The sequence below is a fragment of the Tabrizicola sp. genome (genome assembly GCF_016793705.1).
GTDB lineage: Bacteria > Pseudomonadota > Alphaproteobacteria > Rhodobacterales > Rhodobacteraceae > Tabrizicola.
Genome location: NZ_JAEULO010000064.1, coordinates 1 through 19,061, shown reverse-complemented (window position 1 = coordinate 19,061; position 19,061 = coordinate 1). Strand labels below are relative to the sequence as shown.

At 64.9% G+C, this 19,061-nt stretch carries 17 protein-coding genes and 1 tRNA gene; 1 reads left to right on the top strand and 17 read right to left on the bottom strand.

The window, feature by feature from the left end; genetic code table 11:
- Window positions 1–10: 10 nt before the first annotated feature.
- The 16 genes from JNJ68_RS16050 to JNJ68_RS15975 form a co-directional block, all read right to left on the bottom strand.
- The gene (locus JNJ68_RS16050) at window positions 11–1,306 is read right to left on the bottom strand and encodes a terminase family protein (protein ID WP_294983691.1); all 1,296 of its coding nucleotides are present in this window, start codon (window positions 1,304–1,306) and stop codon (window positions 11–13) included.
- On the bottom strand, window positions 1,299–1,628 hold the full coding sequence (locus JNJ68_RS16045; protein WP_294983688.1) for a hypothetical protein: 330 nt from the start codon (window positions 1,626–1,628) through the stop codon (window positions 1,299–1,301). The genes JNJ68_RS16050 and JNJ68_RS16045 overlap by 8 nt, the downstream gene beginning before the upstream one ends.
- 192 nt (window positions 1,629–1,820) lie before the next feature.
- Window positions 1,821–2,999: an endolytic transglycosylase MltG gene (gene mltG, locus JNJ68_RS16040; protein ID WP_294983685.1), complete on the bottom strand. Its 1,179-nt coding sequence runs from the start codon at window positions 2,997–2,999 to the stop codon at window positions 1,821–1,823.
- Window positions 3,000–3,002: 3 nt separating this feature from the next.
- Window positions 3,003–4,262: a beta-ketoacyl-ACP synthase II gene (gene fabF, locus JNJ68_RS16035; protein ID WP_294983683.1), complete on the bottom strand. Its 1,260-nt coding sequence runs from the start codon at window positions 4,260–4,262 to the stop codon at window positions 3,003–3,005.
- Between the two features lie 169 nt (window positions 4,263–4,431).
- Window positions 4,432–5,379, bottom strand: a complete 948-nt coding sequence (locus JNJ68_RS16030) for an arginase family protein (RefSeq protein WP_294983680.1) — start codon at window positions 5,377–5,379, stop codon at window positions 4,432–4,434.
- 240 nt (window positions 5,380–5,619) lie between these two features.
- The gene (locus JNJ68_RS16025) at window positions 5,620–5,853 is read right to left on the bottom strand and encodes an acyl carrier protein (protein WP_128515501.1); all 234 of its coding nucleotides are present in this window, start codon (window positions 5,851–5,853) and stop codon (window positions 5,620–5,622) included.
- A gap of 136 nt (window positions 5,854–5,989) precedes the next feature.
- Complete coding sequence (gene fabG, locus JNJ68_RS16020) at window positions 5,990–6,727, bottom strand: 3-oxoacyl-[acyl-carrier-protein] reductase (protein ID WP_294983678.1); 738 nt, start codon at window positions 6,725–6,727, stop codon at window positions 5,990–5,992.
- An 11-nt stretch (window positions 6,728–6,738) separates the two neighbouring features.
- On the bottom strand, window positions 6,739–7,668 hold the full coding sequence (gene fabD / locus JNJ68_RS16015) for an ACP S-malonyltransferase (protein WP_294983675.1): 930 nt from the start codon (window positions 7,666–7,668) through the stop codon (window positions 6,739–6,741).
- A 55-nt stretch (window positions 7,669–7,723) separates the two neighbouring features.
- A complete protein-coding gene (locus JNJ68_RS16010) occupies window positions 7,724–8,428 on the bottom strand; it encodes an SDR family oxidoreductase (protein ID WP_294983844.1) in 705 nt (234 codons plus the stop codon).
- Window positions 8,429–8,733: 305 nt separating this feature from the next.
- On the bottom strand, window positions 8,734–10,356 hold the full coding sequence (locus JNJ68_RS16005; protein WP_294983673.1) for a sulfatase-like hydrolase/transferase: 1,623 nt from the start codon (window positions 10,354–10,356) through the stop codon (window positions 8,734–8,736).
- A gap of 38 nt (window positions 10,357–10,394) precedes the next feature.
- Window positions 10,395–11,201: an ABC transporter permease gene (locus JNJ68_RS16000; protein ID WP_294983670.1), complete on the bottom strand. Its 807-nt coding sequence runs from the start codon at window positions 11,199–11,201 to the stop codon at window positions 10,395–10,397.
- On the bottom strand, window positions 11,198–11,944 hold the full coding sequence (locus tag JNJ68_RS15995) for an ABC transporter permease (protein ID WP_294983667.1): 747 nt from the start codon (window positions 11,942–11,944) through the stop codon (window positions 11,198–11,200). The genes JNJ68_RS16000 and JNJ68_RS15995 overlap by 4 nt, the downstream gene beginning before the upstream one ends.
- Window positions 11,945–12,018: 74 nt before the next feature.
- Window positions 12,019–13,035, bottom strand: coding sequence for an ABC transporter substrate-binding protein (locus JNJ68_RS15990; RefSeq protein WP_294983666.1), 1,017 nt, complete (start codon window positions 13,033–13,035; stop codon window positions 12,019–12,021).
- Between the two features lies 1 nt (window position 13,036).
- On the bottom strand, window positions 13,037–13,900 hold the full coding sequence (locus tag JNJ68_RS15985; RefSeq protein WP_294983664.1) for an ABC transporter ATP-binding protein: 864 nt from the start codon (window positions 13,898–13,900) through the stop codon (window positions 13,037–13,039).
- A 158-nt stretch (window positions 13,901–14,058) separates the two neighbouring features.
- A complete protein-coding gene (locus JNJ68_RS15980; protein WP_294983661.1) occupies window positions 14,059–15,516 on the bottom strand; it encodes an aldehyde dehydrogenase family protein in 1,458 nt (485 codons plus the stop codon).
- 27 nt (window positions 15,517–15,543) lie between these two features.
- Window positions 15,544–17,835 (bottom strand): cytochrome P450/oxidoreductase, encoded by a 2,292-nt coding sequence (locus tag JNJ68_RS15975; protein WP_294983659.1) that lies wholly within the window; start codon window positions 17,833–17,835, stop codon window positions 15,544–15,546.
- A 161-nt stretch (window positions 17,836–17,996) separates the two neighbouring features.
- On the opposite strand from JNJ68_RS15975, the gene JNJ68_RS15970 reads away from it, so the two are divergent.
- Window positions 17,997–18,800 (top strand): IclR family transcriptional regulator C-terminal domain-containing protein, encoded by an 804-nt coding sequence (locus JNJ68_RS15970; RefSeq protein ID WP_294983657.1) that lies wholly within the window; start codon window positions 17,997–17,999, stop codon window positions 18,798–18,800.
- Between the two features lie 120 nt (window positions 18,801–18,920).
- Here the strand turns inward: JNJ68_RS15970 and JNJ68_RS15965 are convergent.
- Window positions 18,921–18,997: transfer RNA gene (locus JNJ68_RS15965), tRNA-Met, on the bottom strand.
- Between the last annotated feature and the right edge of the window lie 64 nt (window positions 18,998–19,061).

Here is a 19,061-nt window from a genome sequence, read left to right as displayed (position 1 = left end):
CCTAAATCCGCTAAAGCGACCGAACGCTCGGCCGCAGCCCATGCAACGGGGTCAGCATCAGGTCGGTCAGCGCCCAGACCAGCGCATCCAGCCGGTCGGGCGAGCCCGAACCCTGCCAGCCCGTAGCCGTCATCCTGCCCAACTGCTCTTCCAGTGTGCCGAGGCCCCGCACATGCCGGACCCGGCCCTGCTCATACAGCGCGGCGACCGGCTCCGCCCGAAGCATCTTCGACCGCGTCGCATGAACCGCCCGGAACGGGACCAAGGGGTCGATCATCCTGACCAGCCGCTCCACCAGGTCACCGCCCTGGTTCACCTCGGCCACCAGCCGGTCCGCCCCATGCCGCTCCATCGCCGCCAGCGCCGCCCGCGCCCAGCCCTCCGGGGTCGCCCCCTTGACCGAGGCATCCTCCAGCACCACCGCGCGCCAATCCTTCGGCTCGCCCCGTGTATCCGCGCCGACCACCACGATTCCGCATTCGTCGCTCGACTTCATCGACGTGACCGGCGGGTCCACCGCCACCACCACCCGGTTGAACACGGGAACCTCGTCCACCCTCGCCGCCTCCAGCATCGCGGAACTCCACAAGGCCCCCTCCGCCTCCTCGACCAGCACACCCTCCAGCTCCTGCCGCCCGAACTTGGTCCCGCCATAGCGCGCCTGCACCTCGGCCAGGAAGCTCTCCGCCAGATAGGCCCGGTTCGCCTCGGTCGGTGCATGCGTCACCACCGAGGACGGGTTCTTCAGGATCGCCTTCAGCACCGCCACGTTGCGCGGCGTCGTCGTGACCACCGCCTGCGGGTTCTTCCCCAACCGCAGCGCGAACTGCAACTGGTCCCATGCCTCGCGGCCCTTCTTCCACTTGCCCAGCTCATCCGCCCAGGCCGCGTCGAATTGCGGCCCCCGCATCGCCTCGGGCTCATGGGCCGAGAACACCTGCGCCATCGCCCCGTTCGGCCACAGAAGCTGTCCCTTAGACGATTGCCACTCCGGCTTCCGGTCCGGCGGCGAGCAGGCCACGATCCCGCTCTCGCCCAGCACCATCACGTCGCGCACCTGATCGACCGTCTCGCCGACCAGCGCCACCCGCTTCGCCCGGCCCGGATCACCCGGCCCCGCCCCTTCCACCTGCGACCGCACCCATTCCGCCCCGGCCCGAGTCTTGCCCGCGCCGCGTCCGCCCATGATCACCCAGGTTTTCCAGGCCCCACGCGGCGGCAGCTGATGCGGCAGCGCCCAGAACTCGAACACCCAAGGCAACGCCAGCAACGCGTTCTGGCTCAGGCCCGACAGAAACTCATCCACCTCCTCCGGCGTTGCGGAGGCAAGCCAGGCGGCGCCCGATCTCAGCTCGGGCCTCGTCAAGGTCGAGCACGCCTCCGGCTCCGACGTGGTCGGCAATCTGTTTGCGGAGTTGGTCAACTTTGCCCCTTTCCTGCAGCACCAGTTGCGCCGTCGCGCGAAGATCGCGGATCGCCGCCTGTGCCGCCTTCACTTCGTTGAATTCCCCGGCGCTCAGCGCGTCGATGGTGCGTTCCAGCTCCATGATCGCCAGGCCGTAAAGCTTCTCCGTGGCCCCCAGAACCGCTTCTGGAGTGGGGCCATCCCCCGTGAACCTCACTGTCATCTAGGCACGTCCACCCCTCATGCCGCCCCCGCACGAGAGAAATGCAAAAGCGGCCAACGGGGAGCCACCCCGGGCCGCTTCGACACTTCTTCTAGCATGTCACAAGGTCTACATCAGACCGCGCGCCAAGTCAAGATAAAACGAAGCAAGATCAATATGTTGATGCGCGCCGGCTTTACCATCCGTTAACCGTCACTCGCCCTGAACGCCGCCCTCTTCCGCCGCGCCCTGCGCCGCCTCGATGGCCCGCCACTTGGCGACATTCTCGTTGTGCTGTTCCAGCGTCTCGGCAAAGGCGTGTCCGCCGGTGCCATCGGCGACGAAGAACAGGTCGTCCGTCTGGTCGGGGTTCACCGCCGCCTTGATCGCCTCGACGCCGGGGTTGGCAATGGGCGTCGGTGGCAGCCCGTCGATCACATAGGTGTTGTAGGGTGTCTCCCGCCGCAACTCGCTCTGCCGCAAGCCCCGACCCAGCACGCCCTCACCCTTGGTGATGCCGTAGATCACCGTCGGGTCGGTCTGCAACCGCATCCCCTGCTGCAAGCGGTTGATGAAGACGCTCGCCACCCGGCCCCGCTCATCGGCGATGCCGGTTTCCTTCTCGATGATCGAGGCCATGATCAGCGCCTCCTCCGGCGTGTCATAGGGCAGCCCGTCGGCCCGCGCGGCCCAGGCCTCCGCCAGGATCGCAGCCTGCTTCTCGGTCATCTCGGCGATCAGCGTCCCGCGTTCCGTCCCGCGCTCCACCTCATAGCCGCCCGGCGCAAGGCTCCCCTCCGGCGGCACCGTCTCCGGCGCGCCTTGCAGGAAATCCGCCTTCTTCAACGCATCCACGATCTGCCAGCTGGTCACGCCCTCGGCCACCGTGATCCGGAACACCAGCGCCGGATCGTCCGACACCTCCAGGTATTCCGGCGGCAAAGGGTCAACTCCCGCGTCGAACCGCGCAACCTCGGTGTAGCTGTTGCTCGCGAGGTCCAGTTCGCTCAGCACCACATCCGACTTTGTCACCCCGATCCTGTAGTTCAGGTCTCGCCCGCAGGTCGACTTGCCGCTCGCCGTGATCGCCTCCAGCACTTCCGACATGCTGGCGCTGGCCGGGACCATGTAGCTTCCGAACTTCAGGTCATCCGCCCGGTCGGCATATTCCGCCCCGATCCGGAAGATACGGGCATCGGTGATCGCGCCGCGCTCCTCCAGGTTCCGGCTCACCGCCGACAGGCTGGCGCCCCGCTCCACCTCCAGGCAGATCGGCTGGGCCAACGGTCCCGCGGCAAAGAACTCGTTTCGCCCCCACGCCACCAGCGCTGCCATCGCGATCAGGATCACGATGAAGAACGTCAGCGCGTTCGAGGCGACGGACCGCCACATCGCTCAGCGCACCTTGCCGAGGACGAGGCTGGCATTGGTGCCGCCGAAGCCGAAGCTGTTCGACAGCGCCACGTCGATCCGGCGCTTCACCACCTTGTTCGGCGCCAGGTCCAGCTTCGGCTGAACCGCCGGATTGTCCAGGTTGATCGTCGGCGGCGCCACCTGGTCGCGCAGCGCGAGCACGCAGAAGATCGCCTCGACCGCGCCCGCCGCTCCCAAGAGGTGCCCGATGGACGACTTGGTCGAGGACATGGTGGCATTCGGGGCATGGTCGCCCAACAGCCGCTCCACCGCTCCCAGCTCGATGGTATCGGCCATCGTGGAGGTCCCGTGGGCGTTGATGTAGTCCACGTCCTTCGCCTCCAGCCCCGCCCGCTTCAGCGCCGCCGCCATCGAACGGTATCCGCCATCGCCATCTTCGGACGGCGCGGTGATGTGGTAGGCGTCGCCCGAAAGCCCGTAGCCCAGCACCTCGCAATAGATCTTCGCGCCGCGAGCCTTGGCGTGTTCGTATTCCTCCAGCACAACCACCCCGGCCCCCTCGCCCATCACGAAGCCGTCGCGGTCGGCGTCATAGGGGCGGCTGGCCTGCTCGGGCGCATCCGTCCGCTTGGTCGACAGGGCCTTGCAGGCGTTAAACCCGGCGATCCCGATTTCCGAGATCGGGCTTTCCGTCCCCCCCGCCACCATCACGTCGGCATCGCCCCACATGATCAGCCGCGCCGCGTCGCCGATGGCATGCGCGCCGGTCGAGCAGGCGGTAACGACCGCATGGTTCGGCCCCTTGAAGCCGAAGCGGATCGAGACCTGGCCCGACACGAGGTTGATCAGCGCCCCCGGGATGAAGAAGGGCGAGACCCGCTTCGGCCCCTTCTCCTTGATCAGCACCGCCGTCTCGGCGATCGAGTTCAGCCCGCCGATGCCCGAGCCGATCATCACCCCGGTCCGCAGCTTCTCCTCCTCGCTGGGGTTCTCCCACCCGGCATCCCGCACGGCCTGCACGGCGGCGGCCATCCCGTAGATGATGAAATCATCGACCTTGCGCTGCTCTTTCGGCTCCATCCAGTCGTCGGCGTTGAACGTGCCGTCGCTGCCGTCGCCCATCGGGATCTCACAGGCGTACTGGGTTACGACATTCGAGGTGTCGAACTTGGTGATCGTCCCCGCACCGGACTGGCCGGCCAGAAGCCGCGACCAGGTCTCCTCCACCCCGCAGGCCAGCGGAGTGACCATCCCGAGACCAGTGACCACGACACGACGCATTCGTTTCCCTCCCAAGGATCAGGCTTTTCCGGGTGATACACGGCCCCCCTTTCCCGTGCAACCATGGGGCACGGGGATCGGCGGCGGCGCGAAGTGTCCACGGTGGGTATTTTTGCAATATCTACCAGAATCAATCGCTTGGTCCTGGACGCTCATGAATCCTTAACGTCTACCCCTGCCGCGCCACGATGCCCATCACCGCGGCCAGAAGCTGCGCCGCCACCGCCGCCCCCTGCCCGTCGATGTCGCGCTCGGGCATGAACTCCACCATGTCGAAACCGACGATCCGCGCCTTCTCGGCCACGCCCGCGATCAACTCCAGCACCTGCCAGTAGCCAAGGCCCCCCGCCGTCCGCCCGATCACCGCCGGCATCACCGCAGGGTCCAGCGCGTCGAGGTCGAGGCAGACGATCACCTCTGCCCCCTCGGCAACCGGGTCGAGCGCCCGGTCGATCCCGTAGCGCGCCACCTCGCCCGCCGGAACGAAGCCCACGCCCCAGCTTTCCGCATCGAGCACGTCCTGCACCCGGGCCGAGCCGATGCCGCGCTGGCCGACCTGGATGATCGCGTCGATGTGGTCCATCTCCGACGCCCGGCGCATGGTGGAGGAGAGACCCAGCCGCTCTCCCTGCACCTCGTCGCGCCAGTCGATATGGGCGTCGATCTGCAGGATGGTGAAGCCCCGCCCCCGCGCGCCGTAAGCCTCCAGCATCGGGATCGGCAGGCTGTCGTCGCCGCCGATCAGCATCGGCACCCCGCCCCGGTCGAGGATCTGGCTGACCGCCCCGAAAATGCGCGCCCGGTTGCCCGCGGGATCGGCCTCGGTCTGCTCCAGGTCGCCCGCATCCACCGCCGAGACGCCGCCGGGGAAGATCGGGCCGCCGAGGTCGAAGTTCATATGCGCCAGGTTCGCCGCATAGGCCGCCGCCGCCGCGCGGATCGCCGCAGGCCCGCCGGCGCAGTAGAAGCCGACCGAAGGATAGGGCGTACAGCCATTCGCCCCGATCAGGGCCATCTGCGCGGTCAGGCGCGACAGGTCACGGCAGCGCGGCAGGCCCATGAAGGTGTCCACGGAGGCCGCGCCGAACATGGTGCCAAGGGCGGTGTTGCCGGACATGGGTGCCTCCTGTGCGATGGGATCAGAGTGGCGGGCAGAGGGTGGGCTGGCAAGGCGGCAGAGTGGTTGTGGCGAGGGATTGCCGAGCGTGTTTGGTGGGCAGATTGCCCACCCTACTCCCCTCGGCCCCGCCGCCGCCTCGTAGGGTGGGCAATCTGCCCACGCTGCATGGCGATTGGCCCCCCAAACGCAAAAGGCACCCCGAAGGGTGCCCTGCTGTCCCGAAGGGGACGAATGCGCTTACGCAGCTTCCGAGATGAACTTCACCGCGTCACCGAAAGTCTGGATGGTCTCGGCGGCGTCGTCGGGGATCTCGATCCCGAACTCTTCCTCGAAGGCCATGACCAGCTCGACCGTGTCGAGAGAATCCGCGCCCAGGTCGTCGATGAACGAGGCCGATTCCGTCACCTTGTCGGCTTCGACGCCCAGGTGCTCGACGACGATCTTCTTCACGCGATCAGCGATGTCGCTCATGTCCATTCCTCTATACTGCGGCAGGAATTGCCCCTGCCTTTTTCGCTTAGCCCGGTCCGGGCGTCAATCCTGCGCGCCTATAGCAAGGGTCGCAGCCTATGGCAAACGCTTTAACCCGACTTGCACCGCTTCGGTTTCAGACCATGTCCATCCCGCCGTTCACATGCAGCGTCGCCCCGGTGACATAGGCCGCTTCGGGCGAGGAAAGGTAAAGGACGGCGGCGGCGATCTCCTGCGGGTTGCCCATCCGGCCTGCCGGAACGGCGGCAAGGATCGTCGCGCGTTGCTGGTCGTTCAGCTTCCCGGTCATCGCGGTCTCGATGAAGCCCGGCGCGACGCAGTTCACGGTGATGCCGCGGCTGGCCACTTCGGCGGCCAGCGATTTCGACAGGCCGACCATCCCGGCCTTGGAGGCGGCATAGTTCACCTGCCCCGCATTGCCCGTGGTGCCCACGACCGAAGAGATGTTGACGATCCGGCCCCAGCGCGCCTTCATCATCCCCCGGATCGCGGCACGGCAGAGGCGGAAGGTCGCCGTCAGGTTGACGTCGATCACCGACTGCCAGTCCTCGTCCGACATGCGCATGACAAGGCCGTCCTTCGTGATCCCGGCGTTGTTGACCAGGATGTCGACTGCACCCATCGCTTCCGTGGCGCGCTTCACAAGCCCTTCCACCTCTTCAGGGTTCGAGAGGTTGCAGGGCAGGACATGCGCGCGGCTGCCAAGCTCGGCGGCCAGTGTCTCCAAGGGTTCAACACGGGTGCCCGAAAGGCCGACCGTGGCCCCGGCAGCGTGAAGCGCGCGGGCGATATCGGCGCCGATGCCACCGCTTGCGCCGGTCACGAGCGCGCTTTTTCCTGTCATATCAAACATGAGCGGTCCTTTCAGGCCTTGAGGGCGGCGATGTCTTCGGGCGTGGCGATGGCGCGGGTGGTGGCGCCTTGGGCGATGCGCTTGATCATCCCCGACAGCGCCTTGCCCGCGCCGATCTCCCAGAATTCGGTGACGCCGGCCTTTTCCATCCAGAGGACGCTTTCCCGCCAGCGGACCGAGCCCGTGACCTGCGCGATGAGAAGGTCGAGGATGCGGTCCGGCTCCATCACCGCTTCGGCGCGGACGTTGACCACGACCGGCACCTGCGGTTTGGCGATCGGCACCGCCGCCAGCGCCTCGGCCATCACATGCGCGGCGGGCTGCATCAGCGCGCAGTGGAAGGGGGCGGACACCGGCAGCAGCAGCGCGCGCTTGGCGCCCCTGGCCTTGGCGATCTCGACCGCGCGCTCCACTGCGGCCTTGTGGCCGGAGACGACGACCTGCGCAGGGTCGTTGTCGTTTGCGGCCTGGCAGACCTCGCCCTGCGCGGCCTCGGCGGCGACGGCGGTCGCGGTCTCGAAATCAAGGCCCAGCAGGGCCGCCATCGCGCCGATGCCAACCGGGACGGCCTCCTGCATCGCCCTGCCCCGGATGCGCAGAAGCCGCGCGGTGTCGGACAGCGTCAGCGACCCGGCGGCACAAAGGGCGGAATATTCGCCCAGGGAGTGCCCGGCGACGAAGCTCGCCTGATCCAGCCCGAAGCCTTCCGCCTCCAGCGCCCGCAGCGCGGCGATCGAGGTCGCCATCAGCGCGGGTTGCGCATTCTGCGTCAGCGTCAGCTCGGCGATGTCGCCCTCCCAGATCAGGGAGGAGAGCTTTTCGCCAAGGGCGGCGTCGACCTCGTCGAACACGGCCTTCGCAGCCGGATAGGCCTCGGCCAGTGCCTTGCCCATGCCGATGGTCTGGGCGCCCTGCCCCGGAAAGACGAATGCGCGGCTCATGTTCCCCCCTTGGTTTCCTTGGGGATAGCGCGACGAGGCCGGTTCTGCAATGCGGTCAGACGCTGCGGGTGATGCCGCCGTCGACGCGCAGGTTCTGGCCCGTTATATAGCCCGCGCCGTCCGAGGCGAGAAAGGCGACCGTCGCCGCGATTTCCTCGCTGCGGCCATAGCGGCCCATCGGGACACTTTGGCGTCGTTCTTCGGTGGCGGGCAGGCTGTCGATCCAGCCGGGCAGGACGTTGTTGATGCGGATGTTGTCCGGCGCATAGGTGTCGGCATAGATCTTGGTGAAGGCGGCCAGGCCCGCACGGGCGACGGCCGAGGTCGGGAACATCGCCGAGGGCTCGAAGGCCCAGGCAGTGGAGATGTTGACGATCGCGCCGCCCTTCTGCGCCTGCATGATCGGCGTCACCAGCCGGATCGGGCGGATGGCGGACAGGAAGTAGACGTCCATGCCGCCCTGCCAGTCGGCATCGGTCAGCTCCAGGATCTGCTTGCGCGGCCCGTGACCGGCGCTGTTGACCAGCACGTCCACCCGGCCCCATTTCGCCATCACCGCATCGACAACCCGCGCCACATCGTCCGGGTTCTGGTTCGACCCCGTCACGCCCACGCCGCCCAGTTCCGCCGCCAGCGCCTCGCCCTTGCCCGAGGAGGACAGGATCCCCACGCGGAAGCCATCCGCCACAAGCCTGCGCGCCGCCGCCGCGCCCATGCCCGACCCGCCCGCCGTGACCAGCGCCACCTTGTCCGTCGTCATCATGCTTCCTCCTGCCGCATCGGGATGGCGCAAGCCCCCGGTTGTCCCGGGGATAGCACCGACCCGCAAGCGCCGCCATGCCGAAACGGACCACCCGGCTGCTCCGACCTCCGCCCCGGGACCGACATGGCCCGAGCGGCTGGCCTCACCGGCGTAGCTCGCCCGCCCCCGTGCCCGCCGTCGGATGAAACAGGATGCCGGCGACCGATCGAGAATCTCGGCGCCTGGCGCGTCATGGTGTCAGCTCATGCGGCGCTCTCGCGGCGTCACGATGGGGCATCGCTCGGCATGTGCCTGCAAACCGCTCACGCCCGCCCGATTGGAAACGGACTGCGGTCGGCAAGGCTGGTCATCAAACGCGAGAGCCGCTCGAAGCAAGCGGATCGCAGGCTGGCATGTGCAGGGTCATCGACAAGGTTGGACATTTCGTCGGGGTCATTCTCAAGATCGTAAAGTTCAGCCCAATCGGTATCGTCATAGATGGAAAGACGGTGCCGCGCCGTCATGAGCGTTCTTACCCGGACCGGCGCGGAAAATCCCATGCCGGTCTCGTGTCCATCCTCTTCGATCAGAAGCGCGTCATGGCCGGCGGCTTCGGGATCGGCGAGGCTGGGCGCCATGTCGCGCCCCTGCATGCCCCAGAACGGCGCAATGCCCGCGCGCGCCAGAATGGTCCGACCGAAATCCAGAGTGCTGTGCAAGGCTCGCGTCGGATGTCCAGGCGCGGCCATGCCCGGCTCGGACCAGATGAATGGCACGCGTACCAGACCCTGGTAATGCAGCGCGGACTTGAGCATCAGCCCGTGGTCGCCCATGAAGTCCCCGTGATCGCTCATGAAGATGACGATCGTGTTTTCAGCAAGGTCGAGTGCCTGCAACCGCGCCATTATGCGTCCGACCGCATCGTCGATCATGGCGATCATGCCGTAGCTGAGGGCGATAGCCTCGCACGCTTCGCGCGCGTCGACGATGAAAGGCGTGGTGCCCTGCCTGTTCTCGCCACCCGCAAGATGGCGCGCGCGCATGTGGTCGAGCACCGGCGAGGCCGGGCATTCGCGGGCGGCAAGGCTTGACGGTGGCATGATCTCGTCCGGATCATAGAGGTCCCAGTAGTGCCCCGGCGGCGTGAAGGGGTGGTGGGGATCAGGGAACGACGAGACCAGGAAGAACGGTTTGGACCTGTCGTCCGCACAGGACTCGAGAGCGGCAACCGTGTGCTGCTCGACAAAGGTCGTCGGATAATACTCCTCGGGAAGCCTGGTGCGGTAGCCCTGCGGAACGGTGTATCGCTGGTCGGGCGAGGCATTGGCCGGTCCGATCAGAGCGGCAAGATCAGGCAGCATCTGCCCCGCCCACCGACGCCACTCGCCCCCGACCACATCACCATGCATGGTGCAGAGCCTCACCTTCTCGAAACCGTAATAGGGCAGGTCAAGCTGGTGGGCGGGGTTGTCTTGCCAGAGAGCGGTATTCTCCTGATCATATCGGCCATCGCGCCACAAACCCAGCCAGGCCTCGCGATGCGACTCGGGGGGGTGACGCAGGCCCGACGGGCAATTTCGCTCCATCGCCGCCGGTCGGCCGGTCATGTTCTGGAGATGGACCTTTCCGACCAGCTCGGTGCGATAGCCGTCGCACCGCAGCAGCTCGGTCAGCGTGTTGGCGGACAGGGCGAGCGGTGCGCCGTTGCAGTGCGCCCCATGCAGCGACGGCATCCGGCCGGTGAAGAGCGTGGCCCGGTTCGGCATGCAGATCGGCGTCGAGACGTAGAATTTTTCGTAACGCCTGCCACGCGCGGCGATGGCGTCGATGTTCGGCGTCCGCAGGACGGGATTTCCCATGCAGGAAAGATGATCCGCACGATGCTGGTCGGTGATGAAAACGAGGAAGTTCGGCCTTGTATCAGCCATGTGCGGTAGTTCCTGCATCTATCGCGCCTGAAGCGCCGGGTTCTTCGGCAGTCGTGTCACTGCTCATGCTTGGTCCAGGGGACGAGGTGCGTCTGAAGCAGGCGGAGCGCCATGTCGACGGCCAGCGCGATTGCAGACATCAGCAGCACGCCAACCATCGCCACGTCCGTAGCGCCCCGGTTCGTTGCAGCGATGACCATCCAGGCAATGCCTGACTCCGACGCGATCATTTCGGCGCCGATCAGTGCCGCGAAACATGCCCCGAAGGAAATGCGCACACTCACGAGTATTGCTGGCAGGGCGGTCGGGAAATAGAGCTGCGCAAGCGTTTGCCAGGGGCCAACGCCCATCGAACGGAAGGCTTCGACGCGCTCTGGCCGCACCGCTTGCAGCGCGGTCATCGTGCCGATCATCACCGGAGGCAGGCCCGCGAGCACGAGAAGAGTGATTTTCGATGTCTCGCCAACACCCAGCCAAAGCACGATGAGGCTGAGGTAGGCGAGGGGCGGGAGTGGTCTGTAGAAGGCAAGCCACGGCATCACCGCATCACGCACGACGGCTGAGGCGTTCATCGCAAAGCCGAGGATGACGCCAAGCAGGATGCAGACGCTCCAGCCCAGGGCGATGCGTTGCAGGCTGATCTTGATGCTCTGGCCGAGAGGCGAGCCGAGATAGCCTTCGCGGACGATGCGCTGGAAGGCCGCGGCAACCTGCTCGGGTGACGGGAAAAGAGCGGCGCCTGTCGCATTCCGGGTAAGCAGGAACCACATGACGATGACGAGGGAAAAGCTGATCGCGGCTCCGACGACCGGGTTCAGAATCTCATCGAGGGGGCGAAGGTGGACAGGTCGCTTTCGGTTCATGCCTTGCCGACCCATGGCGTCAGGCGCCGGTAGAGAAGCCGAAAGCCGAGGTCGGCAACGATGCCGGTAAAGCCCATGACGATCAGGCCAATGACCAGCACCGAAGATTCCGCGTACTGGCCCGCCTGATAGGTCATCCAGCCAAGACCCGAATTCGCGGCGATCATCTCGGCGGCGACAAGCGTGGTGAAGCACAATCCAAAGCCGATCCGGGCGCCGGTGATGATTTCCGGCAGGCAGGACGGCAAGATGACAATCATGAGGATCCTTATCGGAGAAAGCCCCATGGACCGCGCCGCCTCGACACGGTCCTGGCGCACCGTTGCAGCAGCCTCTCTTGTCGCCAGCAGGACGGGGGGCAGGCCACCAAGCGTCAGCACCGCGATCTTTGACGCCTCGCCCGTTCCGAGGGCCAGGACGAGCAGCGTGAAATAGGCCAGTGCGGGCAAGGGTCGATAGACTTCGATCAGCGGATAGATCAGGTTGGAAATGACCCTGTTGCGGCCCATGGCGATACCGAGCGTCGTGCCGATGACGACCGCAAGACCGAAGCCTTCTGCCAGCCGCAGGAGGCTGACTCCGTAGTTTGTCCAGAAGGAAACACCGGCATAACCCTGCGAGAAGAGGATGCCGGCGACGCGCCACATCTCGGACGGCGGCGGCAGGAGGATCTTCGACAAGAGCCCGCTCGATGCGATGGCGGCCCAGGCGCAAAGGCCAGTGACGACGGAAACCACGCTCACGGTGGGGAATTTCCCGGCTGTAAGCGGTCCTCTTGGTTGCCGACGCCTGCGTTCCCGGGTCGCCATCTGCGGTCTCACTTGAGGAACTGCGTGTCGAAGGCGGCGTCGATCACGGCCTGGTCGGGTGCAGTCGTGACCGCGCCCTGGTCGAAACTGAACTGCCAGACGTTGGCCAGAAGCTTCGACAAGGCACCGGGCGCCGAACCGTCGCCCATCAGATCCGGCGACAACTGTTCGGATGCCAGGAAGAACTGTTCGCCCCTGATCTGCTGGGCCGCCTGTTCGTCCGAAACCGCGCCGAACTCATCCTTGAACTCTGCCGCCACCTCTTCGGTGTTCTCGTGGATATATTGCGTCGCGCGGTCGATCGCGCGCACATATCCCTTCACGATCTCCGGGTTTTCGGCGGCGAAACTCGCAGAGACGACGTGGAAGTTGACGATCTTGTACTTGCCTCCCGTCGCGTCAGAAAGCTGGCCGATGGTCTGAAGCACCGTTCCGCCATTGGCGGCGAGGCGGGACAGGATCGGATCCCAGACATAGGATGCCTGGATTTCGCCGCGCTCCCATGCAGCGGCCATGGCCGGCGGGGCGATGCCGACGATCGAAACCTTTTCGGCGGGCACACCGGCCTCGATCAGGGCCGCGCGCAGCCCGTAATCGGAGGTCGTACCCGCAGTCACGCCCACCGTCTTGCCTTCTAGATCGGCGACCGACGCAATTCCCGCGTCACTCTTGACGACGAGACCCTCGGTACTGACTTCGTTGTCCGACAGCATGAAGATCGACACTTCCGCGTCACGGGCGAGCAGCGAGACAACGCCGGTCGAGCCATATTGCGCGATGTCGAGCGAGCCGGACAGAAGAGCCGCGGTCTGGGACGGGCCATCTTCGTATTGCTGGATCGCGACCGTTACGCCAAGTTTCTCCATCTCTTCATCAAGCCAGCCCTTCTTGATCGCCAGATTGACGGGCAGAAAGCAGACGCACCCCGTATTGGTGACGCGCAGCTCCTTCGCCGTCTGCGCCTCAGACAGCGGTGACAGTGCCATGGTCGCAAGAAGTGTAGCCGCAAACGCAAGCTTGTTCATTTCAGTCTCCTTCCGATGGGGCCGTTTTTCCAGATGATGCAGCCGTGAGCGTTTCATAGAGTTCCTCTTCCGCCTCCGCGAATTCAGGGCTGGCGCGGACATGCGAGTCGGCTCCGGCCAATGCTGAGCGGTTGAAGTCGAATTTCTGCTGCCGGATGATCCTGCCGGGTCGGGCCGACATGGAAATGACGTCTGTCGAGACATAGACTGCCTCCTCGACGCTGTGCGTGATCATCACGAAGCAGGTATGCGTCTCATCCCACAGGCGGATGAGAAGGTCTTGAAGGACAGCGCGTTGCAGGGCGTCGATCGCACCAAGCGGTTCGTCTAGCAGAATGACCTTGGCTTCGGTCGCCAAGGCCCGGGCGAGCGCAAGTCGTTGCCGCATGCCGCCGGACAGCTGATAGATCGGGTGATCGTCGAACCCCGCCAACCCGACCATGTTGAGGTAATGGCGCGCACCTTCGCGCGCGGCGGCCTTGGGCTGGCCGCGCGCCGTCAGGGCAAGCGCCACGTTCCTCGCCGCACTGAACCAGGGCAAAAGCGCGGTGCTCTGCTGGTGAACGACCATTCGCTCGGGGCCAGGGCCGACGATTTCGGTCCCGTTCATCCGAACCGTGCCCGACGAGGGTTTATGGTAGCCGGCGATCAGATTGAGCACCGAGCTTTTTCCGCAGCCCGATGGGCCGATGATGCTCAGAAAGCAGCGCTGCGGGATCGCGAGCGAAAACTTGTCGACGGCGAGCACGGAACCTGGGCCGGCGCCATACCGCACGGTCACGTCCGACAGCTCGATCAGCGGCTCCGGTAAGCCCCCTCCCCCCGTGCCATCCGGGCGTACCGGCTCTGGTCCCGATTGCTGCATTCCCTGTCCTGCCTGTTAACCTGTCTGCGAAGTGAACCGAACTGCCCGGCCCGGGCAACAGCATCTTCCGCGAGTTTCATTTGCGTGAACGACGAAAAAAATTCCGCAGAATGGAATAGAGCAGATGCCGGGCCTGACAGGCATGCCGGGTGATCTCATCATGTGATGCGGACGGTGATCGTCTGCTGCTGCGAACAGAAGTTCAGGCTCGAAACGCCGAACTGCTCCCCCACGCCGGATATGCCGACACCGGACAGCGGGCTTCCCAGATCCCGGATCTGCCATGAATTGATCCAGACATGGCCGACACGCAGGCGTGGCGCCACCCGCAGGCAGCGGTTGATGTCCTGGCTCCAGATCACGGCGCCAAGACCATAGTCGCTGTCATTCGCCCGCGAGATCACTTCTTCCTCGTCGTCGAAGGGTGCGACATGGATCACCGGCCCGAAAGTCTCTTCGCGCATCAATCGTGCCCGGTCGGACAGGCCGGTGATGATCGTCGGTTCGTAGAAGGCGCCGCCATCTCGCGCATCGCCGAATTCGGGTATCCGACCGCCGGTCTCGATCTTGCCTCCTTCAGCCGCCGCCGAATTGACAAGTTCCATGACTTTCGCCCGGTGGACGGTGGAAATCAGCGGCCCGATGCTGAAGCCGTCGTGGTGCGGCTGTCCGATGACAATGGCCCGCGCCGCCGTGACAAGCCGCTCGAGGAACTCGTCAAGGCGTGATCGATGGACATATGCCCGCTCTGTGCAGAAGCAGATCTGGCCACAGTTGAAGAATGCCGAACGCAGCGTGCCCTCGATGGCCGCATCCATGTCGCAATCGGAAAACACCAGAGCCGCGTTCTTGCCGCCAAGCTCCATGGCGACCTCGCGCAGACCTGTCGCCGCCGCCTTCATGATCGCGCTGCCTGTCCCTGGCTCGCCGGTAAAGGTGATGGCATCGACGCCAGGGTGGGAAGTCAGCATCTCTCCAGTGGAATTGCGGCCGAACCCGTGCAGCAGCGAAAAGGCGCCATCGGGAATATCGGACTGGGCAATGACCTCGGCGAGGATCGTCGTCGACGAGGGAGTTTCCTCGGACGGCTTCGCAATGGCGGCATTGCCCATGACCAGCGCCGGAGCGAGCTTCAACGACATCATGAGGAGCGGAACATTCCAGGGCGCGATACAGGCGATGACACCCTTGGGGCGACGGTTCGTCATCCAGAGGCCCCGGAAACCGCCTTCACCCTGAAAGCCGTTGGTTCTTCCTTCAAGCCCGATCGCCAGATCGCAATAGGTTTCAAAAAGCGTGGTGGCGCGCTTGCCATCGAAGTTGCAGGCCTGCCAGTAGGATCGGCCGGTATCGGCCATGTCGGCCTCGATCAGGTCGTCGACCCGCCGTGCGAGCTTCGCGCCCATGTCCCGTATGATCGCTGCCCTCTGACGGACTGCCATCGCCCCCCATTCGCCGAGCGCCGCGGACTTGCCCGCCGCCACGGCTGCATCGATCATCTCCCGTGTGGCCTCGTTCACTCGTGCCACCGGGCGACCGTCAAAGGGGCTGGACTTGACCCAGGTCCTTTCCGAACCCAGCCAGGTGCCCGCGACGAGGTTCCTGATTTCCTTCATTTGATCTCTCATCTTGCAGCGGTTCGCCTAGAGCCCGAGAACAAGGCGATCCCCTTGCGCCCGCGAGCAGCAGGTCATCATTCGCGTCCCTCCGGTCCGCTCTGCGGGGCTCAGCACCTTGTCACGATGATCGATCCCGCCTTCGATGACGGTAGCCTCGCAGCTGCCGCAAAGCCCTTCGCGGCAGTCGCACGGCATGTCGATGCCCGCCTCGGCCAGCGCATCAAGCACGGTCTTGTCGGCCGCAACCGTGATATCCCGACCGGAATCGGCCAGATGTACCGTGAAGGCATGTTCCCGCGCAGGATCAAGCGCCGTATCGGTGCCCGAGAAACTCTCGGTCGTCAGCCAGCCGGGCGGGCCCTTGGCGCCCAGCTCCTGCAATGCCGCAAGCAGCCGGTCGGGACCGCAGGCATAGATCCGGCCCTCGTCGGGGAATTGCCGTAGCTCGGTGCCCAGATCCATCCGGCGGCCGTCCTCGCCCACAAAGATCTCTGCCGCGTCGGCATGATCACGCGCCACCCTGTCGACGAATGCCATCGCGTCCCGGTGGCGGCCCGCGTAGAGAAGACGATAGGATTTCCCGCTCGCCTTGAGCCGGTCGGCCATGGCAAGGATCGGCGTGATGCCGATGCCACCGGCGATCAGAAGATAACACCCGGCGGCCTCGTCCAGCCGGAAGTGATTTCTCGGGCCCGCCGCCAGCAGGATCTGCCCGACCCGCATCTTGTCATGGAAATGGCGCGAGCCACCACGACCCTGGGGCTCAAGCTGGATGGCGACACGGAAACTGCCCTCGTCCCCCGCCCCGCCGCAAAGGGAATACTTGCGCGTGTAGCCGTGGGCCACCAGATCGACATGACTGCCCGCACTCCATTCCGGCAAGGGGCGGCCGTCGGGATCGACAAGCTTCAGGTGCAGTATCCGGCCGCCCTCCGAAATCGCCTCGGCAACCATGAGCCGACGTTGAATTTCAGATCTTTCGGGCGGGCCGATCGGGAAATCGCGGGCAGCCGCCGATGGGATGGCGCGCGCGCGCGTCGCGTCCGCATCCCATTCGACCCAAAGCTCGCTGGGGCCGCGGAACGAAATGTTGGGCACATAGGTGTAGCTCTGTTCCGCAAGCCGCAGCTCCGGGAGACGCCGGGACAATTCCTCGATGAATATCCGCATCTCGAGACGCGCGATATTCTTCCCCATGCACTGATGCGCGCCGTAGCCGAAGGTCAGATGGTCCGATGCATTCTCTCGGTAAAGGTCAAGTTCTTCCGGCCGTTCGAAATGGCGTTCATCCGTGTTGGCCGATGCCTGGACGATGAGAATGCGTCCACCCTTCGGAATTGCGACCCCGCCGACCACCGCATCTGAAGTCGCGATCCGCCGCCACGCAACGACCGAGCCGGCGATACGCAGGCATTCCTCGACCGCGTTCGGAATGAGGCCTGGATTGGCGACAATTTCCTTCCAGGCGGTAGGGTCAAAGAGCAGTGCACGAACCGCATTCGCCGAGGCATGTGCAGTCGTCTCGTGCGCGGCCACAAGGATCGCCATCATCATCGAATGCAGATAGCTGTCGGTGACGATCTCCGGATGCAGCGCGTTCTGCCGAATGCTGTCGAACATCCAGCCGGTGCCGGTTTTGGTCCTGCGCATCTTTTCCAGGATCCGGCCCGACGCCTGCCAGAACCGGCCGACCGACTCAGCGACATGGAGCTGTTCTTCGGGCTTCGGCTTTCCCCATGTGTTGACCGTGTGGGCAACCGAGAACGACTTCAGCTCGGCAATATCGTTGCTGTCCACACCGAGAAATCGCAGCGCGACTTCCATCGGCACTTCCCAGAAAAGCTCTTCGACAAGGTTCGCGCGGCCCCTGGCGATGAAGGCATCGACCCGTCTGGTTGTCAGGTGCCGGATCATCGCCGTATGGCGTTCAAGATTGGCCGGCAGGAAGGCGTCGATCAGCAGTCGCCGACGCAGCATGTGGTCGGGTTCGTCCTCGTTGACCATGGTGCGCCGGAGCGCATAGCCATAGTGTTCCAGGATCCGGCCCGCTTCCTCGGGGGCGGGGGTGACTTTTTCAAGGGCAATCGAGGCGGAAAAAAGAACCGGATCACGGAAGACGCTCTTCACATCCTCGTAGCGCGAGACGACCCAGTATCCCATCGTTTCGCTGTAGAAGACCGGTTCCTCGTCGCGGGCCCAACGCAGCGCGTCTCCCGGACTGGCCTGGAATGCGGGGCCGAAGGGATCGAATGTGCGTGCCCTGGCCGAGAAGGGACAGCCTGATTGACGCCCGGGCGCCATTTCGGGTTTCGACATCTTCCTCCCCCATTCGGTATGTGGCGAGCAGCACGATCCGGCTGGTTGCCCGATCCTGCCGCCGCCGAGGGCTTTGTCACGGACCGGATCGAACTGTTTCCCCGAAGTGCAGAGGCGGCAATCGCAATCCGAATGAGTTCCACACTGCGGAATATCTCGCTATGATCCACTTTCGTATCAGGGTGATGGGACAGGGCGATCCGAAGATGCAGAGCTTGATGCGGGGGCTGGATGTCATTCGAAGCGTGATGGACCTGGAGCCATGCAGCCTGCAGCAGCTGCACGATGCGACGGGCCTGCCCAAGCCCAGTCTTCTGCGCATCCTCGAAACGCTCGAGACCGCAGGAATTGTCTTCCGCCCGATCGACGACAAGCGATACCGGTTGAGCGCGAACAATTTTCTCATGCGCAGGACACCGGACCTGCGCGTCGCCCTTCAGGAAGTGTCGGTCCCCGTTCTGAGCAAGCTCTGCCGTGACGCCGTCTGGCCAAGCGATCTCGTCATTCCGGACGGGAACAGGATGGTTGTCATATCTTCCAACAGAATGCTCAGTCCATTTGCGATCAAGCCATCGGCGCACGGCCATCAGCCGGACATGCTGCTCACGGCGGTCGGACGCGTCTACCTGGCGTTCAGCGCCGAGCATCGCCGGAGCGAGATCATCGGAGCGATCCGCAGCGAGAACCCAGGCCACCGCATGCTCCGGGACGAAGATGCACTCTCCAGGCTGCTGCTGGACACACGCCAGCGCGGTTACGGCATCCGAAGCGAACACAAGGCAGATGGTTTCGGCGCGATTGCCGTTCCAGTGCTTGTCAGGAACGATCCGATCGCGTGCCTGAATCTCTTCTATTACAAGAGCGCCATCTCGCAGGACAACGTCGTCAAGGAGCACCTGTCAAAACTCGTGGCTGCCGCTGACGAGATCGTGAAACGCTTGACGGCAAGTTCCAGTGACCTGTGACTGGAGGTGGAGATGGGATCGGTTCGTGCGGTTGCCGCCTGTTCTGGTCTGGCGTTGACCGGCCTGGCCCAGAACGCCAAGAGCCCCGCGTTTGCGGGGCTCTTGGCAGTTCGGTGACGATGGTTGCGGGAACAGGATTTGAACCTGTGACCTTCAGGTTATGAGCCTGACGAGCTACCGGGCTGCTCCATCCCGCGACACTTGGTTTGCGCGACCGCCTTTCGGGGGTGTTTTTGCGCGATCATCGTTTGTGAGTGAGTT

What these genes read in the sequence shown, in the direction of transcription:
- JNJ68_RS16045 (WP_294983688.1), bottom strand. Translation starts at nt 1,628, where the DNA reads ATGACAGTGAGGTTCACGGGGGATGGCCCCACTCCAGAAGCGGTTCTG.
- mltG (WP_294983685.1), bottom strand. Translation starts at nt 2,999, where the DNA reads ATGTGGCGGTCCGTCGCCTCGAACGCGCTGACGTTCTTCATCGTGATC.
- fabF (WP_294983683.1), bottom strand. Translation starts at nt 4,262, where the DNA reads ATGCGTCGTGTCGTGGTCACTGGTCTCGGGATGGTCACTCCGCTGGCC.
- JNJ68_RS16030 (WP_294983680.1), bottom strand. Translation starts at nt 5,379, where the DNA reads ATGTCCGGCAACACCGCCCTTGGCACCATGTTCGGCGCGGCCTCCGTG.
- JNJ68_RS16025 (WP_128515501.1), bottom strand. Translation starts at nt 5,853, where the DNA reads ATGAGCGACATCGCTGATCGCGTGAAGAAGATCGTCGTCGAGCACCTG.
- fabG (WP_294983678.1), bottom strand. Translation starts at nt 6,727, where the DNA reads ATGTTTGATATGACAGGAAAAAGCGCGCTCGTGACCGGCGCAAGCGGT.
- fabD (WP_294983675.1), bottom strand. Translation starts at nt 7,668, where the DNA reads ATGAGCCGCGCATTCGTCTTTCCGGGGCAGGGCGCCCAGACCATCGGC.
- JNJ68_RS16010 (WP_294983844.1), bottom strand. Translation starts at nt 8,428, where the DNA reads ATGACGACGGACAAGGTGGCGCTGGTCACGGCGGGCGGGTCGGGCATG.
- JNJ68_RS16005 (WP_294983673.1), bottom strand. Translation starts at nt 10,356, where the DNA reads ATGCAGGAACTACCGCACATGGCTGATACAAGGCCGAACTTCCTCGTT.
- JNJ68_RS16000 (WP_294983670.1), bottom strand. Translation starts at nt 11,201, where the DNA reads ATGAACCGAAAGCGACCTGTCCACCTTCGCCCCCTCGATGAGATTCTG.
- JNJ68_RS15990 (WP_294983666.1), bottom strand. Translation starts at nt 13,035, where the DNA reads ATGAACAAGCTTGCGTTTGCGGCTACACTTCTTGCGACCATGGCACTG.
- JNJ68_RS15985 (WP_294983664.1), bottom strand. Translation starts at nt 13,900, where the DNA reads ATGCAGCAATCGGGACCAGAGCCGGTACGCCCGGATGGCACGGGGGGA.
- JNJ68_RS15980 (WP_294983661.1), bottom strand. Translation starts at nt 15,516, where the DNA reads ATGAAGGAAATCAGGAACCTCGTCGCGGGCACCTGGCTGGGTTCGGAA.
- JNJ68_RS15975 (WP_294983659.1), bottom strand. Translation starts at nt 17,835, where the DNA reads ATGTCGAAACCCGAAATGGCGCCCGGGCGTCAATCAGGCTGTCCCTTC.
- JNJ68_RS15970 (WP_294983657.1), top strand. Translation starts at nt 17,997, where the DNA reads ATGATCCACTTTCGTATCAGGGTGATGGGACAGGGCGATCCGAAGATG.